Origin of the sequence: Marinobacter sp., assembly GCF_965229985.1 — a bacterium.
Classification (GTDB): domain Bacteria; phylum Pseudomonadota; class Gammaproteobacteria; order Pseudomonadales; family Oleiphilaceae; genus Marinobacter.
Window position 1 is genome coordinate 832,969 of sequence record NZ_OZ245935.1, and the last position, 23,879, is coordinate 856,847.

The following is a 23,879-nucleotide window of genomic DNA, read 5'->3' on the forward strand; positions in this document are numbered from 1 at the left end:
CAAACCAAGTAGGGATAACCACGGCGATTCATGAACAATTGGCGCTTTGGGAGAGGAGGTAGTTCAGAAGAAAGGAGATAAGAGGAAAAAATGGCGGTGGGCCAGGGATTCGAACCCCGGGAAGGCTACTAACCTTCGGCGGTTTTCAAGACCGCTGCATTCAGCCACTCTGCCAGCCCACCGGTTTTTCCATTCGCCGCCATTGCGACAGCGGTGAGCATGATACCGGAATTGCCTGTGCTGTCAACGCTCTGCATAAAACCCGCCGCATTTTTCAACATTAACGGTTTTTAATGGAATCCGGAAGGCGGTTTCCTGTCGTAAATGATTGAAAGTTGCGTATCTGACACTATTATGGGACACAGTATCCAGTCGTTATAAACGGAGATGACAATGGAAGACAGACGATTCGGCGTTCAGAACTCTCAGGGAGCCTATTCGACTCCCCAGACGGAGCGCGCGACCACTGGCATCAGCGATGATGCGATGAAGGTGTTGCGCAACACCTACATGCTGCTTGGCATGACCCTCGCCTTCTCGGCGCTGACGGCATTCCTGAACATGAACGGAACCCACCCGGGCTTCCTGATCACCATCGTGGGATACATTGGGCTGCTGTTCGCAACCTATAAGTTGAAAAACAGCCCCTGGGGCATTGTCACCACCTTCGCCCTGACCGGCTTCATGGGTTACACCCTGGGCCCGATCATCGGCGCGTTTGTGGCTGCCGGCGCTTCCTCGATTGTGGCCCAGGCGCTGACACTGACCGCTGTTGCGTTCGTTGGTCTGTCTGCCACGGCAATTATCACCAAGAAAGACTTCAGCTTCATGTCCAGCTTCCTGACTGCTGGTGCGTTCGTGCTGATCGGTGCCATGCTGCTGGCCTTCCTGATGGAGAGCTCTGTTCTTCACCTCGCGGTGTCCGCTGGCTTCACCATCTTTGCGTCCATCATGATCCTGTTTGAGACCAGCCAGATCATCAAGGGTGGAGAGCGCAACTATGTGATCGCCACTGTTGGCCTGTATGTATCCATCTACAACCTGTTCGTCAGCCTGCTGCACCTGCTGTCTGCGTTCAGTGGCGAAGATTGATACCAGGCTGAATTAGCCGCTTCAAAACCCCGGCAGTTGCCGGGGTTTTTGCTTTCGGTACACTGAATGCCTGTACACGGCAGATCAGGAACGAACAGGAACCATGTCGGAAACCACTTCTGAAACCTTCACCCTGGTAATTACCGGCGCGCCCTACTCGTCCCAGGCACCCCAGACCGCTCTTGGCTTTGCACAGGCTGCCGTAGACGCCGGCCACCGCATTGACCGGGTCTTCCTCTACGGTGACGGTGTGCATCTGGCCTCGGCACTCTGCGCACCGCCGTCTGACGAGACCAACTGGTCTGAGGCATGGTCTCAATTTCTGGCGGACCACAGCGTTCCCGGCGTTGCCTGCATTGCCTCGGCGCTGCGTCGTGGGCTGGCAAACGAAACCGAGCAGAAACGCTACGAGTTGCCAGGGGCCAATCTGCGCGCTCCGTTTGAAATCGCCGGCCTCGGAGAGTGGGTCGAAGGACGGATTAAGTCCACACGAACACTCTACTTTCACGCTGGAGACTGACCGTGAGCACATTGATCATGATTGACCAGCCACCCTACGGCGCGTGGACTGGCCGGGAGGCCCTGGATATGGCGTTCTCGCTTGCAGCCTTTGACCAGCCGGCATCACTGCTGTTCACGGGGGCCGGCGTTAACTGGCTGAGACAGGCGCAGGAAGCCGGCGGTATTGGGCAGAAGTCTGTGGAGAAGAATCTATCAGCGGCACCCATTTTCGGTATTGAGGCGATCATGGCCGATCGTTCTGCATGCAACACCTACGGGCTGGATGAGAATTCGCTGATTGAAGGCGTGACTCTGGTGGATGCCGATGCCGCTCTGCTCACAAATTATGACCACACTGCTTTCGCAGGTTAGCCACCATGACTGCCATCAAGACATTACACATTCTGAACAAATCCCCCGATCATCCCCGCGCGGCCAAATGTCTTGAAATGGTCTCGGAGGAAGATGGTCTCCTGCTTATCGGCGGTGGTGTTTTGTTCCTTGCAACGGGAAACCTGCCCGGCGCCGCCAAGGTATTTGCGCTTTCGCCGGACGTTGACGCCCGCGGTCTCGGAAAGCTGAAAGGGGGTAGCGCCAGTGCTGTGGATTTCGCAGAGATGGTCCAGCTTTCACTTCAGGCACGAAGGGTAGTCAGTTGGTAGACCATGACGGGTAATTCAATGCCAGAACGAAACAACGAAGGCTTTCTTGAAAACGCTCAGGATTGGACGGAAGCTGTCGCGACCGCCATTGCGACCGAGGATGAGATGGTGCTGACCGAAAAGCACTGGGAAATCATCCAGTTTCTTCGTTCTTTTTATAAAGAACATGAAATGTCCCCACCCTCGAACCGACTGTTCGTGAAGGCGGTTAAAGAGGCGCTGGGCGAAGATAAGGGCAACAGCATTTATCTGATGCAGTTGTTCCCCGGCACACCGGCAAAAACCGCCTGCCGGATTGCCGGGCTACCACGCCCCACTAACTGTCTGTAGAACCCTTGGAGGTGTTACCTGTCTCGCTCTGCCTGTTGCGCTCCAGATCAGCAGCAGTGCCGAGAAAACTGCTCAGGCCGTTCTCAAAGAGGCCTGAGCCGAATTTCAGGAACTGACGGGTGGACTCCTTAACGGTGCCGTCCAGGGCGCTTTCCGGCAGTTCCCGGATGGTATCGGCCACACCTTTTTTCACCCCACGGGTCACAGCGGGCTCGATTTCCCGGCTGGCCTCGATGAGTTCATCGACCTTAGCATCCAGGTAAGGACGCACAACGAACCGCCAGAAGCCCCACAGGGTGGCAAGCACGGCAACAACGGTTGCGGAAATCTGGATTGCTAATGTTGCCCATAAAGGCATGGCCTTCCTCCTTGTGCGTCAGGCAAAACAGGGCGCACTCCGGCTAGAAATTCAAATAGTTCAGGGACAGGAACTGAAGCAATCCTGCCAGGGCCCCGAAAATACCGCCCACGATCATCAACTGAACCTCCTCTTCCCGGAACGCGGGGCGAAGGATGTCCTGAAACTCATCGGGTTTTAGCGCCTTCATCTGGCCCGACAGAACTTCCGCCACGACCGGCGCCCGCTCCCGGTTAAAGGCCGGATCACTGAACACGTCCCGGGTGGCCAGCACCGCTTTCTGGTTCATGGCCTTCTTCAGCTCCGTGTATCCCGTCATTCCTACAGTCACCTGAGCGGTCAGCTTCATGATGACAGAGTTGTCCAGCAATGGCCGAAGGTGTTTCTGGATGATTGCGCGTGTCCGGTCGCCATGGCTACCGTTAATCATGGCATCGGCTACTTTTTCGACAGTTATCAGCTCTTCCGCCACCAGTTTTGCCCAGACATCGCTGATCTCCGGTTGCCTCCGCAGAAACAGCCCCTGGATTTTCCAGAACAGAAAACGCCGGGGCCTCAGCGGGGCAAAGATCAGGTTGATCGCAATCCAGTTGGTTACGAACCCGACCACAAAGCCCCCGAGTGGCAGTATCCAGGGCTCAGGGTAGCGAGTCCATAAAGGCACAAGAACCGCTCCCAGGATGCCGCCGATGATCGCGCCACGGTTGATCACCGATTGCAGCTCCACCGCACCGGCTTGCTGGAAGATCCGGTTCATCATATCCGGATGCCTCTCCAGTTCCCGGCTGAGCAGAGCCTTCAGATCCACCAGCTCATCCAGATCGTCGCCGAAATCCTCAACCAGCTCCTCTACCCTGGACGGCAACTGCTCCCGGGCCCACTGGTAAATACGGTTTCTGACAAACAAAGGCAGGTTGTCCCAGAGAACGGGCTGGATCTCGTACATGACTTCATCAATGTACTCATCCATCCGCGGGGTAACCTGGCTAATAACCTGTTCAACGATGCGCTGGGGTTCGAGCTTCTGGTAGACGGCGTTCAGGTCGCCGAACTGCTGGAGAGTCCTGTCGATGCAGATGTGCGCCATCTTTTCAGCCTTGCGGGGGATCACCCCCTGCCACCCCACCAGGCCTACGCCGATAAACTGCACCGGATAAAAGGACATCTGGATGGCAAGCCAGTTGGTCAGCCAACCAACCACGGCCGCCATGAGTGGCACGGACAGAAGCGCAACGTCGAACAAGTTAGACCCCGGTGTAAGAGTGAAATCCGTTTAAGCCGGTGATAATGCCGCTAACGGGCAGTCAGGATAGTACCTGCCTGATGTTTCTGTGTATGCGACAAATGATGAAGTAACTGAAATGTCACAACATTGGCCGTGCAGCCATGGTGGTGACGGTATTGCGGCAGTCTGAAGGAGGTACCGCGTCCACAGGGACGCGATACACCGGGGAGAGATGGCCTTCTTACTGGTAGTAGGCGTTCTCAGTGTAGGAGTGGTCGGTCACATCACGTACGGCGGTTATTTCCGGCACGCGCTCCTTCAATGTTGATTCAACGCCCTGCTTCAGGGTCAGACTCACCGCAGAGCAACCCTGACAACCGCCGCCGAACCGAAGCACCGCCACGGATTCGTCGACGATCTCCACAAGAGATACCTCGCCACCATGGGCCGCCAGGTTCGGATTGATCTCGGAAGCCAGAATGTAATTCACCCGATCCGGCAGAGGCGCATCGTCATCGATCTTGGGCACTTTTGCATTCGGTGCCTTGATGGTGAGCTGACCACCCATCTGGTCCTTGGAATAATCCACATACGCTTCTTCCAGGAAGGGCACTGAATTGTGATCCAGATACAGGATGAATTTGTCCAGATCCACCTGCTCGTCCGTAGGTACCACTTCATTGGGCGGGCAGTAGGCCAGACAGGTCTCGGCATTCTTGGTACCGGGCTGGGTAACGAAAATACGCACGCCCATGCCTTCCACGTCCTGTTTCTCGATAAGTTGTGCAAGATAATCCCGTGCGGGATCTGTCACAGTAACCTGAGCCATGTTTTCAACCCGTTTGAAAGTTTGAATTCATTTTAAGGGAGTTCGCGGGAACATGAAAGACCAAGTAAAATAGTCGGGCTTTACGAAGGTAATGAATTTCCCGTATTGGCAGGTATTTGCGAAAGGCAATTGATAATCGTCATTCGTACTAAGACGGGCTCAGGCATTTTTGCTATGATCCCGCGCCATTGAAATTATTACAGCGTTATTAACGACATCCGGAAGTAATTCTATGACCGATCGCAACACTCGTCTCGACCAGCTCCACAAGGCCCTGAAGGAACGCATTGTGATCCTTGATGGCGGCATGGGCACCATGATCCAGAATCTCAAGCTGGACGAGAAGGCGTTCCGTGGCGATCGGTTTGCCGACTATGAGCGGGAAGTCCAGGGTAACAACGACCTCCTGAACCTGACCCAGCCCGCCCTGCTCCGCAACATCCATGCGGATTACCTGGACGCCGGCGCAGACATCATCGAAACCAATACCTTCAACTCCACCCAGCTTTCCCAGGCAGACTACGGGCTGGAAGAGATTGCCAAGGAACTCAACGTGGCCGCGGCCCAGCTGGCCCGTCAGATCGCCGATGAATACACCGCCAAAAACCCGGACAAGCCGCGCTTTGTGGCCGGTGCCGTCGGGCCCACATCGCGCACGGCATCCATCTCACCGGATGTGAACAACCCGGGCTACCGGAATGTCGACTTCCAGACCCTGGTCGACAACTATTATGAGGCGGTGGAAGGGCTTGTGGAGGGCGGCTGCGACCTGATCCTGATCGAGACCATTTTCGATACCCTCAACGCCAAGGCGGCGATCTACGCCACCCAGCAGTACTTTGAAGACAGCGGCATCACCCTGCCGATCATGATTTCCGGCACCATCACCGATGCCTCCGGCCGAACCCTTTCCGGTCAGACCACCGAGGCCTTCTGGAATTCCGTGGCCCACGCCATGCCTATCTCCGTTGGCCTGAACTGTGCGTTGGGCGCGGACGCCCTGCGCCCCTATGTGGAAGAGCTGTCGGCCAAGGCAGAAACCTATGTCAGCGCCCATCCGAACGCCGGGCTTCCCAACGAGTTTGGTGAATACGATCAGACACCCGAGGAAATGGCCGAGATCATTGAAGGTTTCGCTCGTGACGGCTTCCTGAACATCATCGGTGGCTGCTGTGGGTCACGACCGGACCACATCGAAGCGATTGCCCAGGCGGTGGCCAAGTACCCTCCCCGGAAGATTCCCGAGCGCCCGAAGGCATTGCGCCTGTCCGGCCTCGAGCCGTTCACCGGCGACGACAACGTTCTGTTCATTAACGTAGGTGAGCGAACCAACGTTACCGGCTCCAAGCGCTTCCTGCGTCTGATCAAGGAAGAGCAGTACGAGGAAGCCCTCAGTGTTGCCCGGGATCAGGTTGAAAACGGTGCCCAGATTATCGACATCAACATGGACGAAGGCATGCTGGAGTCGAAGGAGGTGATGGTCACCTTCCTGAATCTTGTGGCCTCCGAGCCGGATATCTCCCGGGTGCCGATCATGATCGACTCCTCCAAGTGGGATGTCATCGAAGCCGGCCTGCGCTGTATCCAGGGCAAGGCCGTGGTGAATTCCATCAGTCTCAAGGAGGGCGAAGAGGAATTCATCAAACGCGCCAGAGACTGCATGCGCTACGGTGCCGCCGTGGTGGTCATGGCGTTCGATGAACAGGGTCAGGCCGATACCTATGAGCGCAAAACCGAAATCTGCAAACGCTCCTACGATGTTCTGACCGGGATTGGCTTCAACCCGGCCGATATCATCTTCGACCCGAACATCTTCGCCATTGCCACCGGCATCGAAGAGCACAACAACTACGCGGTGGACTTCATTAACGCCACCCGCTGGATTCGTGAAAACCTGCCCTATGCCTCCATTTCCGGTGGCGTGAGCAACGTTTCGTTCTCGTTCCGGGGCAATGACGTGGTCCGGGAGGCCATTCATTCAGTCTTCCTCTACCACGCCATCAAGGCGGGCATGAACATGGGGATCGTGAACCCCGGCCAGCTGGTGATCTATGATGAGATCGACCCGGAGCTCAAGGAGCTGGTGGAAGACGTTGTCCTGAACCGCCGAGACGATGGCACCGACCGACTGCTCGAGATTGCCGAGCGTTACAAAGGCAAAGGCGGCAAAACCCAGGAGGAAGACCTCGCCTGGCGTGAATGGCCGGTGGAAAAACGCCTGGAGCATGCGCTGGTCAAGGGAATTACCACCTACATAGTGGACGACACCGAAGCATGCCGTCAGAGAGCCACACATCCGATTGAGGTGATTGAAGGCCCTCTGATGGATGGCATGAACGTTGTCGGCGATCTGTTTGGCGACGGCAAGATGTTCCTGCCCCAGGTAGTGAAGAGCGCCCGGGTAATGAAGCAGGCGGTGGCGCACCTCATTCCCTTCATCGAAGCCGAGAAAACCGAAGACCAGAAAGCCAAGGGCAAGATCCTCATGGCCACGGTGAAAGGCGATGTCCACGATATCGGCAAGAATATCGTGGGCGTGGTGCTGCAGTGCAACAACTACGAGGTGATCGATCTCGGCGTTATGGTTCCCTGCGACAAGATCCTGGCCGCCGCCAAGGAGCACGATGTCGACATTATCGGCCTCAGCGGGCTGATCACGCCGTCCCTGGATGAGATGGTCCACGTGGCCCGTGAAATGCAGCGTCTGGATTTCAACATTCCGCTGATGATCGGCGGTGCAACCACTTCGAAGGCCCACACGGCTGTCAAGATCGAGCCCCAGTACAAGAACGACATTGCCCTGTACGTGTCGGACGCGTCCCGTTGCGTAAACGTGGCATCCCAGCTGCTCAGCAAAACCGCGAAACCAGATCTGGTGGGAGCTGCCCGCACCGAATACGACGAGATCCGCGAGCGCCGCAAGAACCGGGGTGACCGGACCAAGCTGGTCTCCCTGAAGGAAGCCCGCGATCGCGCCCCGGCTATCTCCTTCGAAGGCTACCAGCCTCCGAAGCCGGCCTTCACCGGGATCCGGGTATTCGAGGAATATGATCTCAATGAGCTGGTGGATTACATCGACTGGACACCCTTCTTCATGTCCTGGGACATTTCCGGCAAGTACCCGGCTATTTTTGACGATCCCAAGCGGGGCGAGGCGGCACGCAACCTCTTTGATGATGCCCAGAAGATTCTGCACCGAATGATTGATGAAAAACGGGTGTCAGCCCGTGGCGTCATCGGGTTCTGGCCAGCCAACCGCCGCGGCGACGATATCGTGTTGTACACAGATGATTCGTGCAGCGAGGAACTGAGGACCCTGCACCACCTCCGTCAGCAGGATGAAAAGGCTCCCGGCAAACCCATGATGGCACTGTCTGATTTCGTCGCGCCTGAAGGTTCCGATACCGTGGACTATGTGGGCGGTTTCGCCGTGACCACCGGGATTGGTGCCGAGGAGTTCTCAGTCGAGTTCAAGGATGCCAATGACGATTACAACGCCATCATGGTCAAGGCCTTGGCCGACCGGTTGGCGGAGGCTTTTGCAGAGCGCATGCATGAGCGGGTGCGTCAGGAATTCTGGGGCTACGCAGCTGATGAAAAGCTGGCCAATAACGACCTCATTAAGGAAAGGTACCGCGGGATACGTCCGGCGCCCGGCTATCCGGCCTGTCCAGACCACACTGAAAAGGCAACCTTGTTCAACCTGCTCGAGGCCACTGATACTGCAGGCATCGAGCTGACGGAGCATTTCGCCATGTTCCCGACCGCAGCAGTGTCGGGCTGGTACTTTGCGCATCCGGAATCCAAGTACTTTGCGGTAGGGAAAATTGGCGCGGACCAGGTTGAGGACTATGCTGAACGCAAAGGCATTTCCAAGGCCGAAGCGGAACGCTGGCTTGCGCCAAGCCTGGCCTACGATCCGGCAGAGTAAGCTTCAGTCAGGATAACGATCAGGGGCAGATGTATGACGGAGTCTTCAGAGGCTGAGAAAAAGGATCAGAAAAAGCAGCGCGGACCTGGCGTTTTCAAAGTCATGCAAAGCATTCTGGCCGGTGCTTTCGGAGTACAGTCCGACAAGCGCCGGGAAGAGGACTTCTCAAGCCATAGCCCCTGGCCTTATATCATCGCAGGCATCCTGTTCACAGCCAGCTTCGTGGTGGGCCTGATTGTTATCGTGAATCTGGTCCTGGCGAGCCAGTAGGATTACTGGCCAGCTACCCAGACTACGGCGAACGCAACGGCAAGAACCACCAGGAGAACGGCGGCAACGGCATCGGCCTGACTATCAGAGCGTACGGTCTTTTTCATGTCTGTTCCTCTTTCCGAGTTGTGTCTCGTGTTTTTCTTATTTTCAAGGCAGCACCGCACAGCGGCCCTGCTACCTTTACTAAGTTAAGCAGTTAATTGATATTCGTCCAGTCCATTGTTCCGCTTGCTTATCGCCTGAATCGATAAACATATTTTGAAATAATCATTTTAAGAATAAAAACCCGCTGTTATCCTTCCGGTCAGATATAAGGCCGCCGGCCTCGATATGTCGCTTTCAAGCAGGATCTTCCCACTATGTACGTATACGATGAACACGATCGGCAAATGGCTGCCGAGAGGGTTGCCCAGTTCCGTGACCAGACCGAAAGGGCTCTGGCCGGTGAGTTGGCAGAAGACGAGTTTCTTCCCCTTCGCCTGCAGAACGGCCTGTACGTTCAGCGTCTTGCCCCCATGCTCAGGATCTGTGTTCCCTACGGCATGATGCGTTCGGACCAGCTTCGCCGGCTTGCCCGGATTACCCGGGACTACGACAAAGGCTATGCGCACTTCACCACCCGCCAGAACGTGCAGCTCAACTGGCCGGCACTGGAAGATGTTCCCGATATTCTTGCGGAACTCGCGGAAGTGGAGATGCATGCCAACCAGACCAGCGGCAACTGCATTCGTAACACCACTACAGACCAGTTCTCCGGCGTTCAGTCTGACGAGATCGCTGACCCGCGTCCCTATTGTGAAATTATTCGCCAGTGGTCCACATTTCACCCGGAATTCGCCTTCCTGCCACGGAAATTCAAGGTTGCCGTGAATGCTTCCGAGCATACCGATCGCGCAGCCATCCAAGTCCACGATATCGGGCTGCAGATGGTACGCAATGAAGCCGGCGAGCTTGGCTTCCGGGTCCACGTGGGCGGCGGCCTCGGCCGTACACCCATGGTCGGGCCGGTCATTCGCGAATTCCTTCCGGAGATGGATCTGCTGACCTATCTGGAAGCCGTTCTGCGCGTCTACAACCGCTATGGCCGGAGGGACAACAAGTTCAAGGCCCGGATCAAGATTCTGGTGAAGGCGCTCACGCCTGAGGGCTTTGCCGAGAAGGTGGAAGCCGAGTGGCAGCACATCAAGGATTCCCCTACCCGGCTGACACCGGAGGCGGTTCAACGCATTCAGGCCTACTTCACCGAGCCGGATTACGCAGCTCTGGATAATGCCACGGACCTGCTGGCCAGCCAGCGCTTTGAGAACCGGGGCTTCGATCAGTGGCTGACCCACAACGTCGATACCCACAAAAAGCCGGGCTACGCCATTGTCACACTGACCATGAAGAAGACCGGTACGCCTCCGGGTGATGTGAGCGACAAACAACTGGAACAGATTGCCGATCTGGCAGACGAGTTCAGCTTTGGCGAAGTCCGGGTTACCCACCAGCAGAATGTGGTGCTGGCCGATGTGCGCCAGGATCGACTGCTTGAGCTGTGGCAGGCTATCACCCCCATGGGCTTCGGTACCGCAAACCTGAACACCCTGACGGACGTTATCTGCTGCCCCGGTGGCGATTACTGCGCACTGGCCAATGCCAAGTCCATTCCGGTTGCGGAGGCCATCCAGCGGCAGTTTGATGACCTGGATTACCTCTACGACCTTGGCAACATTGATCTGAACATCTCCGGCTGCATGAACGCCTGCGGTCACCACCATGTCGGCCATATCGGTGTTCTGGGCGTCGACAAAAAAGGTCAGGAGTTCTATCAGATCAGCCTTGGCGGTTCGTCCCACCATGACGCCTCAATTGGCAAGATCCTTGGACCGTCGTTTGCCCGAGACGAGATGCCTCAGGTGATTTCAAAAATCATTGATGTCTACGTTGATAAGCGCACGGAAGAAGAGACCTTCCTGGATACTTATCGTCGTGTAGGAATTGATCCTTTCAAGGAGCGGGTATATGCCTAACGTTATTTCTCCGGATGGCAGCATCCGTCAGGACAACTGGGTTGTGGTGCCCCGCCCGGCCGAAGGCGAATCGCTGGACATTCCGGCGGACGAGCCGGCATTGATCCCGGCGGATCTTTGGCTGGCCGGCTATGAGCACTTCACCGGAAGGCAGGATATCGGCGTATGGTTTGACAGCCACGACGAACCGGAGATCCTGGATGGCCGGGTCAATGAGCTGCCGGTGATTGCGGTGAATTTCCCGAAGTTCAGTGATGGCCGGGGTTATAGCATTGGCCGATTGTTGCGTGAGCGCTTTGGCTACGTGAATGAGCTACGCGCCATCGGCGATGTGCTGCTGGATCAGCTGCAGTTCATGAAGCGTTGTGGATTTGATGCCTATGTGCTGAGGGCCGACAAGGACATCACCAAGGCGCAGAAATGCCTGAACTTCTTCAGTCAGGGCTACCAGGCTGCAACCGACACCGAAATCCCTCTGTTCCGGCGTCGGGCGTCTTAGTTTTCAGACTTTAGAGTACGAAGAGAGAGGATTCACTTTCCAAAACACGCTCCTTGCGGCACCCCTCCGGGGTCCGGCCTGCAATCGTAGATTGCAGTCGTGCGGCTTTCGCATGAAGCTTCGCTTCATAAGCGCTCGGCCCCACCCATGTGACGCTTGGGCTCCGCCATCCATGGCTCCGCACAGTTTTGGAAAGTAAATCCTCTCTCTTCTATCCAAGCTTCGGAGTTCGGTAGGTCGGATTAGGCAAAGCCGTAATCCGACAAACAACACCAACCGGAAAGAATTACCTGGAGTGATCCAGAACAATCTTCCCGGACGATTCACCTTTCAAAAACGCCTTCAACGCCCCATCAAGCTCACCACGCCCAATATCACGAGCGGAAGCCTCAGTCTTCGGACATGCCCACTCTCCTGAGAATTTCTTCCATACAGCTTCTTTCTCCGCCAGCGGAATCTCAACCGAATCCACACCCAGCAGATTCACGCCTCGCAGGATAAACGGCAGCACGGTGGTCTGAAGACCTGGACCGGCGACAAGGCCGCAGCAGGAGACGGAGCCACCAGGCTGAATCTGCTTGAGTAGTTCCGCCAGCGGGCCACCACCCACGGTATCCACGGCGTTGGCAAACGCAGGTTTAACGAGAGGTTTCTTTTCTTCTGCCAGGGTTTCACGACCCACAACTTCCTTGGCGCCCAGAGCCTTGAGATCGTCCGCGTGGTCGGCCTTACCGCTAATGGCAACGACGTCGAATCCGAGTTTGGCAAGCAGCTCAACCGCAACGGTGCCAACCGCACCGGAGGCTCCGGAAACGGCGACTTTGCCCTGCTCCGGCTTGGCGCCCATGGTCAGAAGTTTCTGGACACAAAGCCCGGCGGTGAGGCCGGCGGTGCCATAGATCATGGCGGTGCGGGCATTCCAGCCGGCAGGCATCGGGACGCACCACGCGGCAGGCACGCGGATGTATTCGCCAAAGCCCCCGTCGGTGTTCATGCCGAGGTCGTAGCCGGTAACGATCACGGGGTTGCCGTTGGACGGTGTGCCCGTGGCAGATTCAACAACTTCACCGGCGGCGTCGATACCCGGTGTATGGGGGAAAGAACGGGTGACACCCTTGTTGCCGGAGGCTGACAACGCATCCTTGTAATTCAGCGAGGAGTGGCTTACCCGAATCAGGACCTCGCCATCGGGCAGGTCCCCGGTGCTCAGGGTTTTCTCGGCGCCGACATATTCACCGTTCTGCTCTTCAACACGCCAGGCTTTGAATTCGGTATTGGTTGTCATCATTGTTCCCCGTTTTCAGTGGTCTACTGGAACTTCTGGTTGCGGAAGGCACCCAGCACTTTCCAGACGGTGTGTTCAAGCGCTGCACTGGTCGCCAATCCGAGCTTTTCCGGAAGGGTGCGTTTGCGCTGGTATGCCACTGAGACTACGTCTGCGCGGTCGCAGGCTTCAATGAGATATTCGTCGGAGGTCTTGATCTCATCGATCAGTTTTACCTCCAGCGCCCGCTTGCCAAACCAGATATCGCCATTGGCAACCGCGGCTATGTCCAGATCCGGGCGTCGTTCGCTCACATACTCTTTAAAGAGTCCGTGGGTGTCTTCCAGATCTTCCAGGAATTTCTGACGCCCTTTGTCGGTGTTTTCACCGAAAATGGTCATGGTGCGTTTGTGCTCGCCGGCTGTCAGCACTTCAAAGTCCACGTCGTTCTTTTTGAGAAAACGGTGGAAATTCGGGAGCTGGGCAACCACGCCAATAGACCCCAGAATGGCAAACGGCGAGGCAACAATCCGGTCGGCAACACAGGCCATCATGTAACCACCGCTGGCCGCGACCTTGTCGACACAGGCAGTAAGGCGAACACCCTTGCTGCGAATGCGATCCAGCTGGGCGGCAGCAAGACCATAGGAGTGAACCAGTCCTCCGCCGCTTTCCAGACGAATAACCACTTCGTCTTTGTCCGGATCAACGATACTCAATACCGCGGTAATGGCACGGCGAAGCGGATCTGTATCACTGGCTTTGATATCACCGTCAAAATCGAGGACGTAAACACGACCACGACTGTCGTCCTGCCCACCGGTATCCTTTTTCGCCTTGGCCGCTTTCTTCTCGGCCTTCTGCTCTTTCTTCCGGGCCTTCTGGAACGCCTTGCGTTGCTGATCAGACATCAGCCTGGACTGAATCGTTTCGCGAAGTTTTTCGTATTTCTCGTTGAGCTTCCGGATCTTGAGCTCTCCCTCGCCCTCATGATCGCCCCGATCCTTCTGGGCGGCAGACATGATGACAGAGATCACCACCAGGGCCGCCACCACGAAAGTAACGATCTTGGCTAAAAACAAACCGTATTCTGTCAGGAACTCCAAAGTGCTTCTCCAACTGGATGTACAAAGGCAAGAGTGTAACTTACCGAATTTATGGTGATAAGGAGAGCAAAAAAATTAAAACAAGCGTTCGATCGATCTTGACAGAGCCGACCACTAACCATAAAGTCGGATTGCGAGGTCGGCTCCACCCGGGCACCCGATCAGGCTCGTGCAGCCAGGGACATCAAGCCGTCGTGATCATGACTAGACAACCATCAAAAGGGTAAAACAATGTCTGTAGCTCAGGTATTTGAACAACTCGAACAGAATTTCAACGCAGACGCAGCTCAAGGCCTGGACCTGGTATTCCAGTTCGACATCGAAGACGACAAGACCTATCACCTCGTCATTAATGACGGCACCTGCAAGATGCACGAAGGCGCTCATGACGATCCTTCCGTTACCCTGATCATGAACTCCGAAACCCTGCAGGGCATCGTTTCCGGCGAGACTGACGGCATGCAGGCATTCATGGCGGGTCAGCTGCGTGCTGAAGGCGATATGATGCTGGCAACCAAGCTGGGCGAACTGTTCAAGATGGGCTGATTGCCCCCGGCAAGCGCTGCTAGACAACCTGCGTTTCGACGCAGGTTTTTTTGTACCCCATATTCCTACTGATTCCAGAACTGGACGGCCGCCCTCGCCTGCTCATTAACCGGGACAGCGACCAGGCCCGACGAAGAAAGTTTTACCTCGAAAACAGCCCCATCCCGCATCGGCATGAAGGTCATGTTCCCGTCCACAGCCTCCACAAACGGCAAGTTGAACTGCTGATCCCACTGCCAGAGATCCGGCCAGATGCCCTCGGCAAGTCCGATCACAGTTCTTGGAGCAGATCGCTCCTGCTCGAGGGAAGTGTAACGCCCGCTCAATTGTTCCAACCGATAGCCCGGTGCAATATCAAGCCATCGGAAAGGTCCCGAAAACCGGATAATCCGGGCGTCGATCTGCCACTGATCCCCCTGAAGTGTTCTTACCGCGGCTATCTCACCCTGACTCTGGAGCGTGACCTGCCAGATCTGCTCAGCCTGTCGCTGCGTGGAAATGGTTGCAACGGTCTGCATGCCGACCAACGACCGGTAGCTTGTGAGATTTGCCGCAACAACGAGGGCATAAAGCCCGGCGAGAATGACGCCAAATACCGCCATTCCTTTCAGCCAGGCCAGCAACCAACGGGGGTGTCTGAAAAACAGCAGGCCCGCGATCACCATTACCGCGCCTGCAGCGGCCAGTACAATGGTGGCGAGCGTATGGGACATGAAACTACAAACCTACATCGTCCAGCGACGATTCGGCCAGCTTCAGCAGGTCAACGTTGCGGTCTTCGCTCTTGCCGATGCTCTCGATGTAGTATTCCAGCGAGGTCAGCGCGTCGGCAAGTGCCTCAAGGACCTGAGCCGCCGGGGCTTCCTTGGCATCCAGCAAACGCTCCTGAATAGAAGCTGCCACACGTTCAAGAACCCCAGCAGCCCCAGGGTCATTGACCATCTGCAGGCCACCCCAGATGCTGTGCAAGGTTGCAGGCAGGTTGGCCAGATGGAGTTTGTCGTAGTCGGATTCAATAAAGGCAGTAATCGCGCGCTTTGCGAGGGTCAGCGCTCCACGAGCCTCATCGGCAACCACATACAGCGCCTCTCGAAGATACACAGACTCTTCACGCTTGCGCTCGCCTCCGGCCAGTGCGTCAGTTTCCGAGGTAATGCCCCGGGTCACGATCTGCATCACGGCATCTTCAATGCCAAGCACGGAGTCAGCCAGACGGTATAGCTCATCATCACCGGGCAGCCGGGACTCTTCTTCCCAGCCGCGCAATTTACTCGCCTCTTCCCGCGAAATGCCCGCCAGCTTGTTCAGGTCCAGCATGACCAGCGTGTTGGCCAACCGCTCGAGGGCGTCAGCAATGGAAGACAATTCTGCCAGATCGGGCTCAATACCACGCTCGATAATGTCCAGTTTGTCTTTCAACTGGTTCAATTCATCCTGCAAGGCTTCTGACAGGGACTTGAGAACATCGCTGCCGGGGCCATACAACCTGCGCGCATGGGCCTCAAGCATGGAATCCGGGAAATCGGCCGGGGCGAGATGATAAGCGGAGAGCACCTGGGAAACTTCAGGGTTAGCGGAGCCACTGCGGTACAGCAGGTAGACCAGGTCCCGGATCAGCGAATCCGGCGCGTCTTTGCCAGTGGCGACCTTCCCGACGTAAACCACTTCCCGGGCGTATTTCTCAATCCGCATGAACATGCGCTTGCGAGCCTTGGTAAATACCATCGCCCGATCAAGCATGGTGTCCGCAACGATGCCAACGAGACACCACATCTGCCCCATAGGTGCACCCTGACACAGGCGCGCAAGACCCCGGGAAGCCCGCCCGATCAGCTTCTTGTTCACGACGTCGTTGCGGTCGCGCAGAATACCGAGAAGCGCCACCTGGAAGGTCAGGCGCATGCGCCGGGCCATGATCTCGTAATCAGCCTCATTGCCTTCAAACGGCTGCAAAGTCAGGCCGGCACAGAAATCGGGACGCTCCTTGACGTCGACATCAAAGAAACAGGACTCGGGATATGGCTTCTCCCGTCGGGCCTCCCGAAGATCATTGATCACAGGAAGCAGCAATTCGGGATGATCTTCCCTTTGCTGGTGGTAATACTCTACATAGCGACGAAGAATAAACAGTGCGCTATTAAGTGTGGTCAAGAGGATGTTTTTGTCGTCGTTCGCGCCAACAGGTACATCGTTGGCCATGGTGACTGCTTCCTGGCACAGCAGGGTGCCGCCACGAAGCTCCACCAAAATAAAGATGCCCCGCAACTGATTGATGAAATCAACACAGTTCTGGAGATCCTCACCCCTTTCGCGGTTTTCCTGAAAGCGTTCAAGGCTGGATTCTGCCTGCTTGATCGTCTGTTCTATTTCACTTTTGACCAGATCAAACGACTGCGATTTCGTCGCGAGAGACGACTGAACCATAAACGCTTCCCGTTAATGTTGCGGAGACTACCGCATCCTCTTTGGTGGTCACTGGTCCGGCAATAGCGGACCAGGCCTTTTTGTTCTGGGCCGGTTAACCCCTTTTCCGGCCAAAGCCAGTTCGCAAAAAACTGGCGAACTTATCATTACTTATAACATAAAACTCAAGTACCTCAAGAAAGGCGGAATGTAACATTTGGTACAGACCGACCCAGTTCTCATTCTGCGCTCTGGAGTTTGCCCCATACGGTTTCGCCGGCCTGTTTTTCGAGCAGCGACATGAACTCCTCATGGGCTTCATTTTCTGAACTGGAGGCGCGAACCACCGAGAGTGGCGCCCTGTCCGCGGGCAGCCTTCTGATGCCGCCGTTGCCGCCACCGTTTTCGGATCCCGCATCCAGTGACAACGCGGTCTGTCCACCGGTGAGCAGCAGGTAAACGTCGGCCAGGATCTCCGCGTCCAGCAAAGCGCCGTGGAGGTCACGGTTGCTGTTGTCCACGCCGTAGCGTTTACAGAGAGCATCCAGGTTGTTTTTCTGGCCGGGGTGACGGGCCCGGGCGATGGCAAGAGAATCGACAATTGAGCAATGCTCAGCGGTTTTGCGCACCGGTTTCAGCCGGGCGAATTCTGAATCCATAAAGCCGACGTCGAAGGCGGCGTTATGGATAACCAGTTCGGCCCCCTTAATAAATTCGAAGAACTCGTCGGCAATCTCGGCAAAACGGGGCTTATCCGCCAGGAACTCGTTGGTGATGCCGTGAACGGTTATTGCTTCGGCCTCGACCTCACGGTCCGGATTAATGTAAACGTGATAGTTGCGTCCGGTGAGCTGGCGCTCCATCAGTTCAACGCAGCCGATCTCGATGATCCGATGACCTTCGGCGGGATCGATACCCGTGGTCTCTGTATCCAGTACGATCTGTCTCATTACCTGTCCTGGTTGTCTGCTTTTATGCGTTGGAAAGCTCTTCGACACCGCGGTTGGCGAGCTCATCCGCCAACTCGTTGTCGGGAACCCCGGAGTGCCCCTTTACCCAATGCCAGTTGACCTTGTGGCGGGCGACTTCCGTATCCAGCTCGCGCCAGAGATCTTCGTTCTTGACTGGTTTTTTCGCAGAGGTTTTCCAGCCATTGCGCTTCCAGCCAGCCATCCATTCAGTGATACCTTTACGCACGTACTGCGAGTCAGTAAACAGCTCCACTTCGCAGGGGCGCTTAAGAGCCTCTAGCCCCCGGATGGCCGCCATGAGCTCCATGCGATTATTGGTAGTGTTGGCTTCGCCGCCGTGCAGGGTTTTACGGTTATCGCCGTAGCGCAAAACCACACCCCAGCCGCCCGGGCCCGGGTTGCCCTTACAGGCGCCATCTGTATACAGGATTACCTTGCCGGCCATTCAGTCTCCTGGTTCGGTTATCAATAATTCACTTTAACTTGTGTGGGGGCGTGCCATTCCGGTTGCAGCTGCGGGAGGCGCCAACAGTGCCAGTCCCCGGCAGGGCAATAACCTTGCTTTGTCGCCAGACAGGCCGTCTCGGCAGCCGTGCATGCACGCGTTTTTTGGCAAGGATACAGTAATAGGCGCCCACTGGCAGGAGCCGATTTCCGGACAGACGGTTGTCAATCCGGCTGACAGGTTTGCGGCCGGCGCGTTGCAGCGGGGTTCTGAAAAACCGGGTAACGGACGCCTCGACATTGAACCCCAGCAGGTGAAGCCAGTCTTCCATCCGCCCGCGCAACAGAAAACGACCGCCCCAGGGGCCTTCGCTGCTCCTGGTGATCAACTTGCGAGCGCCCCAGAGGCTGAGCGGGTTAAAACCAAACAAGGCCATGGTGCCCTCCCCCCTGAGTACTCGCGCAGCCTCCCGGATCACCTGGTGCGGGTAAGGTGAGAAATCGGCAGTATGGTGCAATACCACGAGATCCATGGAGTCACCGGGAAAGGCCAGTTCGTCGGCATCGCAGATGGCCACTCCGTCGGGTATGTGGGGATACCAGCGGGGCGCTGTCATGATTTTCTGGGAAAAATCCGTGCCCGTGGCCAGTGGTAACCGATGGCTTATGCCCACCTGTAACTGCCTGGCACCTGTCAGACGCTGGAGCTCGGCGTCAACAAAGCGCCTTTGATCCGCCAGCAGTGCCCGGCCCAGTGGGGTCTGGAACCAGCGCTCAAAGCTCTCATGTCTGGCGGAATAATCAACTGCGTCGGATTCACTCACCAATGCGCCACTCCCGGAAGCCCGAACCTGTGGTTGGGGCCTTGTATTTAATGCTCTATCATATCAGTCACATTCGATACGCACATGTGGGGCCCTATGCTGACCATTTCTGCCATACCCGCCTTCAGTGACAACTATATCTGGTGCCTTTCCGACGCTTCCAGCGGCAAAGCGCTGACCGTCGATCCCGGCCAGGCCCAGCCGGTTCTCGAACACCTGGCCGAAAACAGCCTGACACTCGATACCATCCTGGTGACCCATCATCACCCCGATCATGTTGGGGGTGTCAAAGAACTGGTTTCCCGCTTTCCGGATTGCCGTGTAACCGGTCCCGCTGATTCCCCCTTCAAGGGTAGCACCAACCTGGTTCACCCGGGCGATGAGGTGATCTGGGAAGACATCACCTTCCAGGTTCTCGGCGTGCCCGGCCATACCCTGGACCATATTGCCTATTTCACGGATGTCGAGGTAAATGGCCGGCCAGTCCTGTTCTGCGGCGACACCCTGTTTGTTTGTGGTTGCGGCCGCCTGTTCGAGGGTTCTCCGGAACAGATGCGCCAATCTCTTCAGACCCTGAGGGCCCTGCCGGGCAAAACCGCCGTTTATTGCGCCCACGAATACACCCTCGCGAATCTCCGTTTCGCCCGCAACTGGCTTCCGAATGATGAAGGGCTACGGGATTTCGAGCAGCAGTGTCAGAACGCCCGCAATGAAGGAAGGCCGACTGTTCCTTCCATACTTGAAGACGAGAAACGGCTGAATCCCTTCCTCCGCTGGGACGATCCGGCTGTGATGGACTCCGCCCGTGCCTATTGCGCCAGCCACGGCTTGCCGGCAGATTCCGAGAACGCCATCTTTGCGGCTATCCGCCACGGCAAGGATAACTTCTGACGCCCGGCGATACGCACTTAACAATTCCTCTCACAGCCGTAACGAGAGGTTTCTTGACCCTTTGAAAAGCGGTCCCATAGAATCGTTTCAACTTTGTGAACGTAAACTGTTAAATATGCCGGGCTTTCCGATTCTGAGTCCGGCCTCAACCTGAAACCGGATGTCTATATGTCGGTCAGTCGATTGTCGTTGATGTTTTTCGCCGGAGCCCTCGCGAGCGGCTGCAGTAGCCTGATCAACCAGAGTGAAGAAAACCCGCTGAACACTCAGGAAGTCACCGTTGCCGCTGGCGACGAGGGACTGAAAAAAGCCGTCGAGACCGGAAAAGACGGCGATGCTGCCCGCAATGAGCCACTGGACGAGGCTATTGCGCCTGAGCTGAAGGATGCCGCCAGGGATGCCCGCGAGAAACTCGACAATCCGGTTCAGAAAACCGCTGAAACAGAGGCAGTCGAGCAAGATCTTTGGGGTCGACTGCGCTCGGGATTTGTACTGGACCATGACATCGACAATGAACGCGTCCGGGACCAGCTGAACTGGTATGCCCGTCATCCCGGATACATCGACCGGGTGGTTGAGCGTGGTAGCCGCTACCTCCACTACATAGTCAATGAGACCGAAAAGCGAGGACTGCCGGCCGAGTATGCCCTGCTCCCAATTGTTGAGAGTGCATTTGATCCCTTCGCCTACTCCCATGGCAGGGCCGCAGGCCTCTGGCAGTTCATCCCCTCCACAGGAAAGTACTTCGGTCTGACCCAGAGCTGGTGGCACGATGAGCGTCGGGATGTTATTGCAGCCACCGACGCCGCCCTGACCTATCTTGATCGCCTCGCCAACCGTTTTGATGGCGACCACACCCTTGCTCTGGCCGCCTACAACAGCGGTGGCGGCACGGTCTCAAGCGCCATGCGCCGAAATCGCAACAGCAACAAACCGACCGACTTCTGGTCCTTGCAGCTGCCACGGGAAACGCGCCATTACGTTCCCAAGCTTATTGCACTGGCTAAAATCTTCGACAACCCAGGGGCCTATGGCATCGAACTGCCATCACTGAAAGACGAGCCCTACTTCGAGGTGGTTGAAACCGGCTCCCAGCTGGATCTTGCCCAGGCGGCGGAACTGGCCGGCGTGGATGTTGATGAGATCTACCTGCTTAACCCGTCTTATAACCGTTGGGCCACCTCACCGGACGGCCCCCACCGGTTGCTGGTTCCGGTTCAGAACGCCGAGAACTTCCGCACGGCACTGGCGCAAATTCCTGCCGATCAACGGGTTTCCTGGCGTAACTATGAGGTTAAATCCGGCGACAGCCTTAATTCAATTTCCCGGAAATTCTCCACGACACCGTCGGTACTCCAGCAGGTGAACAACCTGAACGGCGACCTGATACGGATCGGCCAGCGCCTGATGATTCCGTCCGCCTCCAAGGGTAGCGATGCCTACGCCCTGAGTGCCTCCCAGCGGCTTGAGCGCAAACAGGAGCGAAAGCGGGACGGAAACAAGGTTCGCTACACGGTTCGCAAAGGTGACACTTTCTGGGATATTGCCCGCGAGCACCGGGTTTCCGTTCGTGAAGTTGCCGCCTGGAATGGTATGGCACCCGGCGACCCGCTGATGCCTGGCAAGGAACTGGTTATCTGGTCCAAAACCAGTCAGCCCACGGTTATGGCCGCCAACAGTGGCCGTGGTGAGGCGATGGTTCGCAAGGTGGGCTACCGGGTGCGCAAGGGCGACTCTCTGGCCCGTATTGCCAGCCGGTTTTCCGTGAATGTGCGGGATATCGCAAGCTGGAACGATCTGAATACCGCCCGTTATCTGCAACCCGGGCAAAGTCTGGTACTCTACGTTGATATCCGAAACAGTCCCTGACGTGCGAGACTTATGACAAGAACACGGAAAGCCTCATCCCTTACGTCGTTTTTTTCAGCCCTGGCGTTCATTGCCACACCGCTTATTTCTCCGTTTTCTATCGCCGAAGAGGCAATGCCAGCACATGGCATTGCCATGCACGGCGAAACAAAATATCCGGCAGGTTTCAGTCACTTCGATTACGTTAATCCGGACGCCCCGAAAGGCGGCACGCTGAAGATGGCCGTCGTCGCCAACGGCTTCGATTCCTTCAATCCGTTTGATATCCGGGGTGTGGCTGCGGCAGGAATCAGCACCTACCTCTACGACACTTTGCTGGAATCCTCCGACGATGAGCCCTTCTCGGCCTATGGCCTGATTGCCGAATCCCTGGAAACCCCGGAAGACCGCAGCTACGTGGTATTCAACATCCGGGAGCAGGCGCGGTTCCACGATGGCGAAGCCATTACCGCCGAAGACGTGAAATTTTCTTTCGACACTCTCACCACCAGGGGACATCCCTTCTTCCGCAACTACTACGCGGACGTCAGTACCGTCACGGTGGAAGGCCCTCGTCGGATACGTTTTGATTTCAGCGATACCAGCAATCGGGAGCTGCCGCTGATCCTCGGTCAGATGCCGATACTGCCATCGCACTACTGGGCCGATCGTGAGTTTGGCAAAAACGGCCTGAATCCGCCGGTTGGCAGTGGCCCCTATCGGATAGGCGACTTCGAGGCTGGCCGATCCATCACCTATGAGCGGGTTGAGGATTATTGGGCCAAAGATCTGGGGGTCCGTACAGGCCGGTTCAATTTCAATCAGATTACCTACGACTACTACACCGATGACACCGTGGCTCTGGAAGCCTTCAAAGCCGGAAGTTTTGATTTCCGGCTGGAATCGTCCGCCAAGAACTGGGCCACCGCCTACACCGGTGAACGGTTCGAGAATGGCACTATTATCAAAGAGGCCATCGAGCACCACCGGCCCTCGGGCATGCAGGGCTTTGCCTTCAATACCCGGCGCAAGGTGTTTTCAGACCCGCTCGTGCGCGAAGCCCTGGCTTACGGTTTCGATTTCCAGTGGGCCAACAAGAACCTCTTTTTCGACCAATACACCCGTACTGACAGCTACTTCGAGAACAGCGACCTCGCTTCCTCGGGTCTCCCCACCGGCCGTGAACTGGAAATACTCGAACCTTACCGGGATCGGTTACCCGAAGATGTGTTTACCGAGGAGTACCAGCCACCCACAACCGAAGGTCAACAAGGGCTGCGCGAGAATCTGAGAACCGCCATGGAGCTGCTAAAGTCCGCTGGGTATGTCATCCGCGATGGCAAGATGGTACACGCCGAAACAGGCGAACCACTGGCGTTCGAAATCCTGCTGTTCCAGAAAAGCTTCGAGCGGGTGGTTCTACCCTTCAAGAACAATCTCGGCCGGCTCGGAATCGATGTTACCGTCCGCCTTGTAGACAGCAACCAGTATATCCAGCGGCTGCGGGAATTTGATTTCGATATGATCACTCAGGTGTTCGGCCAGTCGGATTCACCGGGTAACGAGCAGCGCGAATACTGGCATTCCTCCACCGTGGATGCCAAAGGCTCACGGAATTACATGGGCGTGAGCGATCCGGTGATTGATGACCTGGTGAGCATGGTGATTCAGGCGCCAGACCGTGAGGAGCTGGTGCATCGGGTTCATGCGCTGGATCGGGTTCTCCTGCACCATCATTATGTGATTCCCCATTGGCACCTGAGAAGCGACCGCGTTGCCTACTGGAACCATCTCCAACGTCCGGCCGAGACGCCCAAGAACGGTATCGACCTGGACAACTGGTGGGCGAAGCCCTGAGGAACACGCCGCT

General features: G+C 56.5%; 23 protein-coding genes and 1 tRNA gene. 13 read left to right on the forward strand and 11 right to left on the reverse strand.

What is annotated here, in order from left to right; genetic code table 11:
* Nucleotides 1-91: 91 nt before the first annotated feature.
* Nucleotides 92-182 (reverse strand) — tRNA-Ser (locus ACO06L_RS03820).
* A gap of 211 nt (nt 183-393) precedes the next feature.
* Between ACO06L_RS03820 and ACO06L_RS03825 the strand changes: the two genes are divergently transcribed.
* From ACO06L_RS03825 to ACO06L_RS03845, 5 genes are all read left to right on the forward strand, one after another.
* A complete protein-coding gene (locus ACO06L_RS03825) occupies nt 394-1,092 on the forward strand; it encodes a Bax inhibitor-1/YccA family protein (protein ID WP_014577154.1) in 699 nt (232 codons plus the stop codon).
* A 103-nt stretch (nt 1,093-1,195) separates the two neighbouring features.
* The gene (gene tusD / locus ACO06L_RS03830) at nt 1,196-1,612 is read left to right on the forward strand and encodes a sulfurtransferase complex subunit TusD (RefSeq protein WP_202347607.1); all 417 of its coding nucleotides are present in this window, start codon (nt 1,196-1,198) and stop codon (nt 1,610-1,612) included.
* Between the two features lie 2 nt (nt 1,613-1,614).
* Nucleotides 1,615-1,965, forward strand: coding sequence for a DsrE family protein (locus ACO06L_RS03835; protein WP_202347608.1), 351 nt, complete (start codon nt 1,615-1,617; stop codon nt 1,963-1,965).
* A 5-nt stretch (nt 1,966-1,970) separates the two neighbouring features.
* Entirely contained in the window at nt 1,971-2,255 is a 285-nt protein-coding gene (gene tusB / locus ACO06L_RS03840) for a sulfurtransferase complex subunit TusB (protein WP_202347609.1), read from the forward strand.
* Nucleotides 2,256-2,258: 3 nt separating this feature from the next.
* The gene (locus ACO06L_RS03845; RefSeq protein WP_202347610.1) at nt 2,259-2,585 is read left to right on the forward strand and encodes a TusE/DsrC/DsvC family sulfur relay protein; all 327 of its coding nucleotides are present in this window, start codon (nt 2,259-2,261) and stop codon (nt 2,583-2,585) included.
* Here ACO06L_RS03845 and ACO06L_RS03850 read toward each other — a convergent pair.
* The 3 genes from ACO06L_RS03850 to nfuA form a co-directional block, all read right to left on the reverse strand.
* Nucleotides 2,572-2,943, reverse strand: a complete 372-nt coding sequence (locus tag ACO06L_RS03850) for a hypothetical protein (protein WP_202347611.1) — start codon at nt 2,941-2,943, stop codon at nt 2,572-2,574. The genes ACO06L_RS03845 and ACO06L_RS03850 overlap by 14 nt on opposite strands.
* A 43-nt stretch (nt 2,944-2,986) precedes the next feature.
* Entirely contained in the window at nt 2,987-4,186 is a 1,200-nt protein-coding gene (locus ACO06L_RS03855) for a hypothetical protein (RefSeq protein ID WP_202347612.1), read from the reverse strand.
* A gap of 223 nt (nt 4,187-4,409) precedes the next feature.
* The gene (nfuA, locus tag ACO06L_RS03860) at nt 4,410-4,997 is read right to left on the reverse strand and encodes a Fe-S biogenesis protein NfuA (protein WP_008171684.1); all 588 of its coding nucleotides are present in this window, start codon (nt 4,995-4,997) and stop codon (nt 4,410-4,412) included.
* A 232-nt stretch (nt 4,998-5,229) separates the two neighbouring features.
* Here nfuA and metH point away from each other — a divergent pair, with 232 nt between their 5' ends.
* The 4 genes from metH to ACO06L_RS03880 all read left to right on the forward strand — a co-directional run bounded on the left by metH (nt 5,230) and on the right by ACO06L_RS03880 (nt 11,712).
* A complete protein-coding gene (gene metH, locus ACO06L_RS03865; RefSeq protein ID WP_202347613.1) occupies nt 5,230-8,928 on the forward strand; it encodes a methionine synthase in 3,699 nt (1,232 codons plus the stop codon).
* A 33-nt stretch (nt 8,929-8,961) separates the two neighbouring features.
* Nucleotides 8,962-9,198 carry a DUF2970 domain-containing protein gene (locus tag ACO06L_RS03870; RefSeq protein WP_064230462.1) on the forward strand — a complete coding sequence of 79 codons (237 nt, stop codon included), beginning with the start codon at nt 8,962-8,964 and terminating at the stop codon, nt 9,196-9,198.
* Between the two features lie 362 nt (nt 9,199-9,560).
* Nucleotides 9,561-11,213, forward strand: coding sequence for a nitrite/sulfite reductase (locus tag ACO06L_RS03875; protein ID WP_064230463.1), 1,653 nt, complete (start codon nt 9,561-9,563; stop codon nt 11,211-11,213).
* Nucleotides 11,206-11,712: a DUF934 domain-containing protein gene (locus tag ACO06L_RS03880; protein ID WP_202347614.1), complete on the forward strand. Its 507-nt coding sequence runs from the start codon at nt 11,206-11,208 to the stop codon at nt 11,710-11,712. The genes ACO06L_RS03875 and ACO06L_RS03880 overlap by 8 nt, the downstream gene beginning before the upstream one ends.
* 286 nt (nt 11,713-11,998) lie before the next feature.
* On the opposite strand, the gene ACO06L_RS03885 is transcribed toward ACO06L_RS03880, so the two are convergent.
* Both ACO06L_RS03885 and sohB read right to left on the reverse strand, forming a co-directional pair.
* Entirely contained in the window at nt 11,999-12,997 is a 999-nt protein-coding gene (locus ACO06L_RS03885) for a YhdH/YhfP family quinone oxidoreductase (RefSeq protein ID WP_064230465.1), read from the reverse strand.
* Nucleotides 12,998-13,020: 23 nt separating this feature from the next.
* Nucleotides 13,021-14,082 carry a protease SohB gene (gene sohB / locus ACO06L_RS03890; protein ID WP_064230466.1) on the reverse strand — a complete coding sequence of 354 codons (1,062 nt, stop codon included), beginning with the start codon at nt 14,080-14,082 and terminating at the stop codon, nt 13,021-13,023.
* A 231-nt stretch (nt 14,083-14,313) separates the two neighbouring features.
* On the opposite strand from sohB, the gene ACO06L_RS03895 reads away from it, so the two are divergent.
* The gene (locus tag ACO06L_RS03895; RefSeq protein WP_008171697.1) at nt 14,314-14,628 is read left to right on the forward strand and encodes an SCP2 sterol-binding domain-containing protein; all 315 of its coding nucleotides are present in this window, start codon (nt 14,314-14,316) and stop codon (nt 14,626-14,628) included.
* A gap of 65 nt (nt 14,629-14,693) precedes the next feature.
* Here ACO06L_RS03895 and ACO06L_RS03900 read toward each other — a convergent pair whose 3' ends face one another.
* The 5 genes from ACO06L_RS03900 to ACO06L_RS03920 all read right to left on the reverse strand — a co-directional run bounded on the left by ACO06L_RS03900 (nt 14,694) and on the right by ACO06L_RS03920 (nt 19,270).
* Nucleotides 14,694-15,341 (reverse strand): hypothetical protein, encoded by a 648-nt coding sequence (locus ACO06L_RS03900; protein WP_064230467.1) that lies wholly within the window; start codon nt 15,339-15,341, stop codon nt 14,694-14,696.
* Between the two features lie 4 nt (nt 15,342-15,345).
* The gene (locus ACO06L_RS03905) at nt 15,346-17,052 is read right to left on the reverse strand and encodes a hypothetical protein (protein WP_064230468.1); all 1,707 of its coding nucleotides are present in this window, start codon (nt 17,050-17,052) and stop codon (nt 15,346-15,348) included.
* Nucleotides 17,053-17,270: 218 nt separating this feature from the next.
* Nucleotides 17,271-17,981 (reverse strand): DNA polymerase III subunit epsilon, encoded by a 711-nt coding sequence (gene dnaQ / locus ACO06L_RS03910; RefSeq protein ID WP_064230469.1) that lies wholly within the window; start codon nt 17,979-17,981, stop codon nt 17,271-17,273.
* Nucleotides 17,982-18,003: 22 nt separating this feature from the next.
* On the reverse strand, nt 18,004-18,447 hold the full coding sequence (rnhA, locus tag ACO06L_RS03915) for a ribonuclease HI (RefSeq protein ID WP_064230470.1): 444 nt from the start codon (nt 18,445-18,447) through the stop codon (nt 18,004-18,006).
* A 28-nt stretch (nt 18,448-18,475) separates the two neighbouring features.
* Complete coding sequence (locus ACO06L_RS03920; protein WP_064230518.1) at nt 18,476-19,270, reverse strand: class I SAM-dependent methyltransferase; 795 nt, start codon at nt 19,268-19,270, stop codon at nt 18,476-18,478.
* A 96-nt stretch (nt 19,271-19,366) separates the two neighbouring features.
* On the opposite strand from ACO06L_RS03920, the gene gloB reads away from it, so the two are divergent.
* From gloB to ACO06L_RS03935, 3 genes are all read left to right on the forward strand, one after another.
* Entirely contained in the window at nt 19,367-20,161 is a 795-nt protein-coding gene (gloB, locus tag ACO06L_RS03925; protein ID WP_202347615.1) for a hydroxyacylglutathione hydrolase, read from the forward strand.
* A gap of 168 nt (nt 20,162-20,329) precedes the next feature.
* Nucleotides 20,330-22,030: a LysM peptidoglycan-binding domain-containing protein gene (locus tag ACO06L_RS03930; RefSeq protein WP_064230472.1), complete on the forward strand. Its 1,701-nt coding sequence runs from the start codon at nt 20,330-20,332 to the stop codon at nt 22,028-22,030.
* 12 nt (nt 22,031-22,042) lie between these two features.
* Entirely contained in the window at nt 22,043-23,866 is a 1,824-nt protein-coding gene (locus ACO06L_RS03935; RefSeq protein WP_202347616.1) for an extracellular solute-binding protein, read from the forward strand.
* The last annotated feature ends 13 nt before the right edge of the window (nt 23,867-23,879 follow it).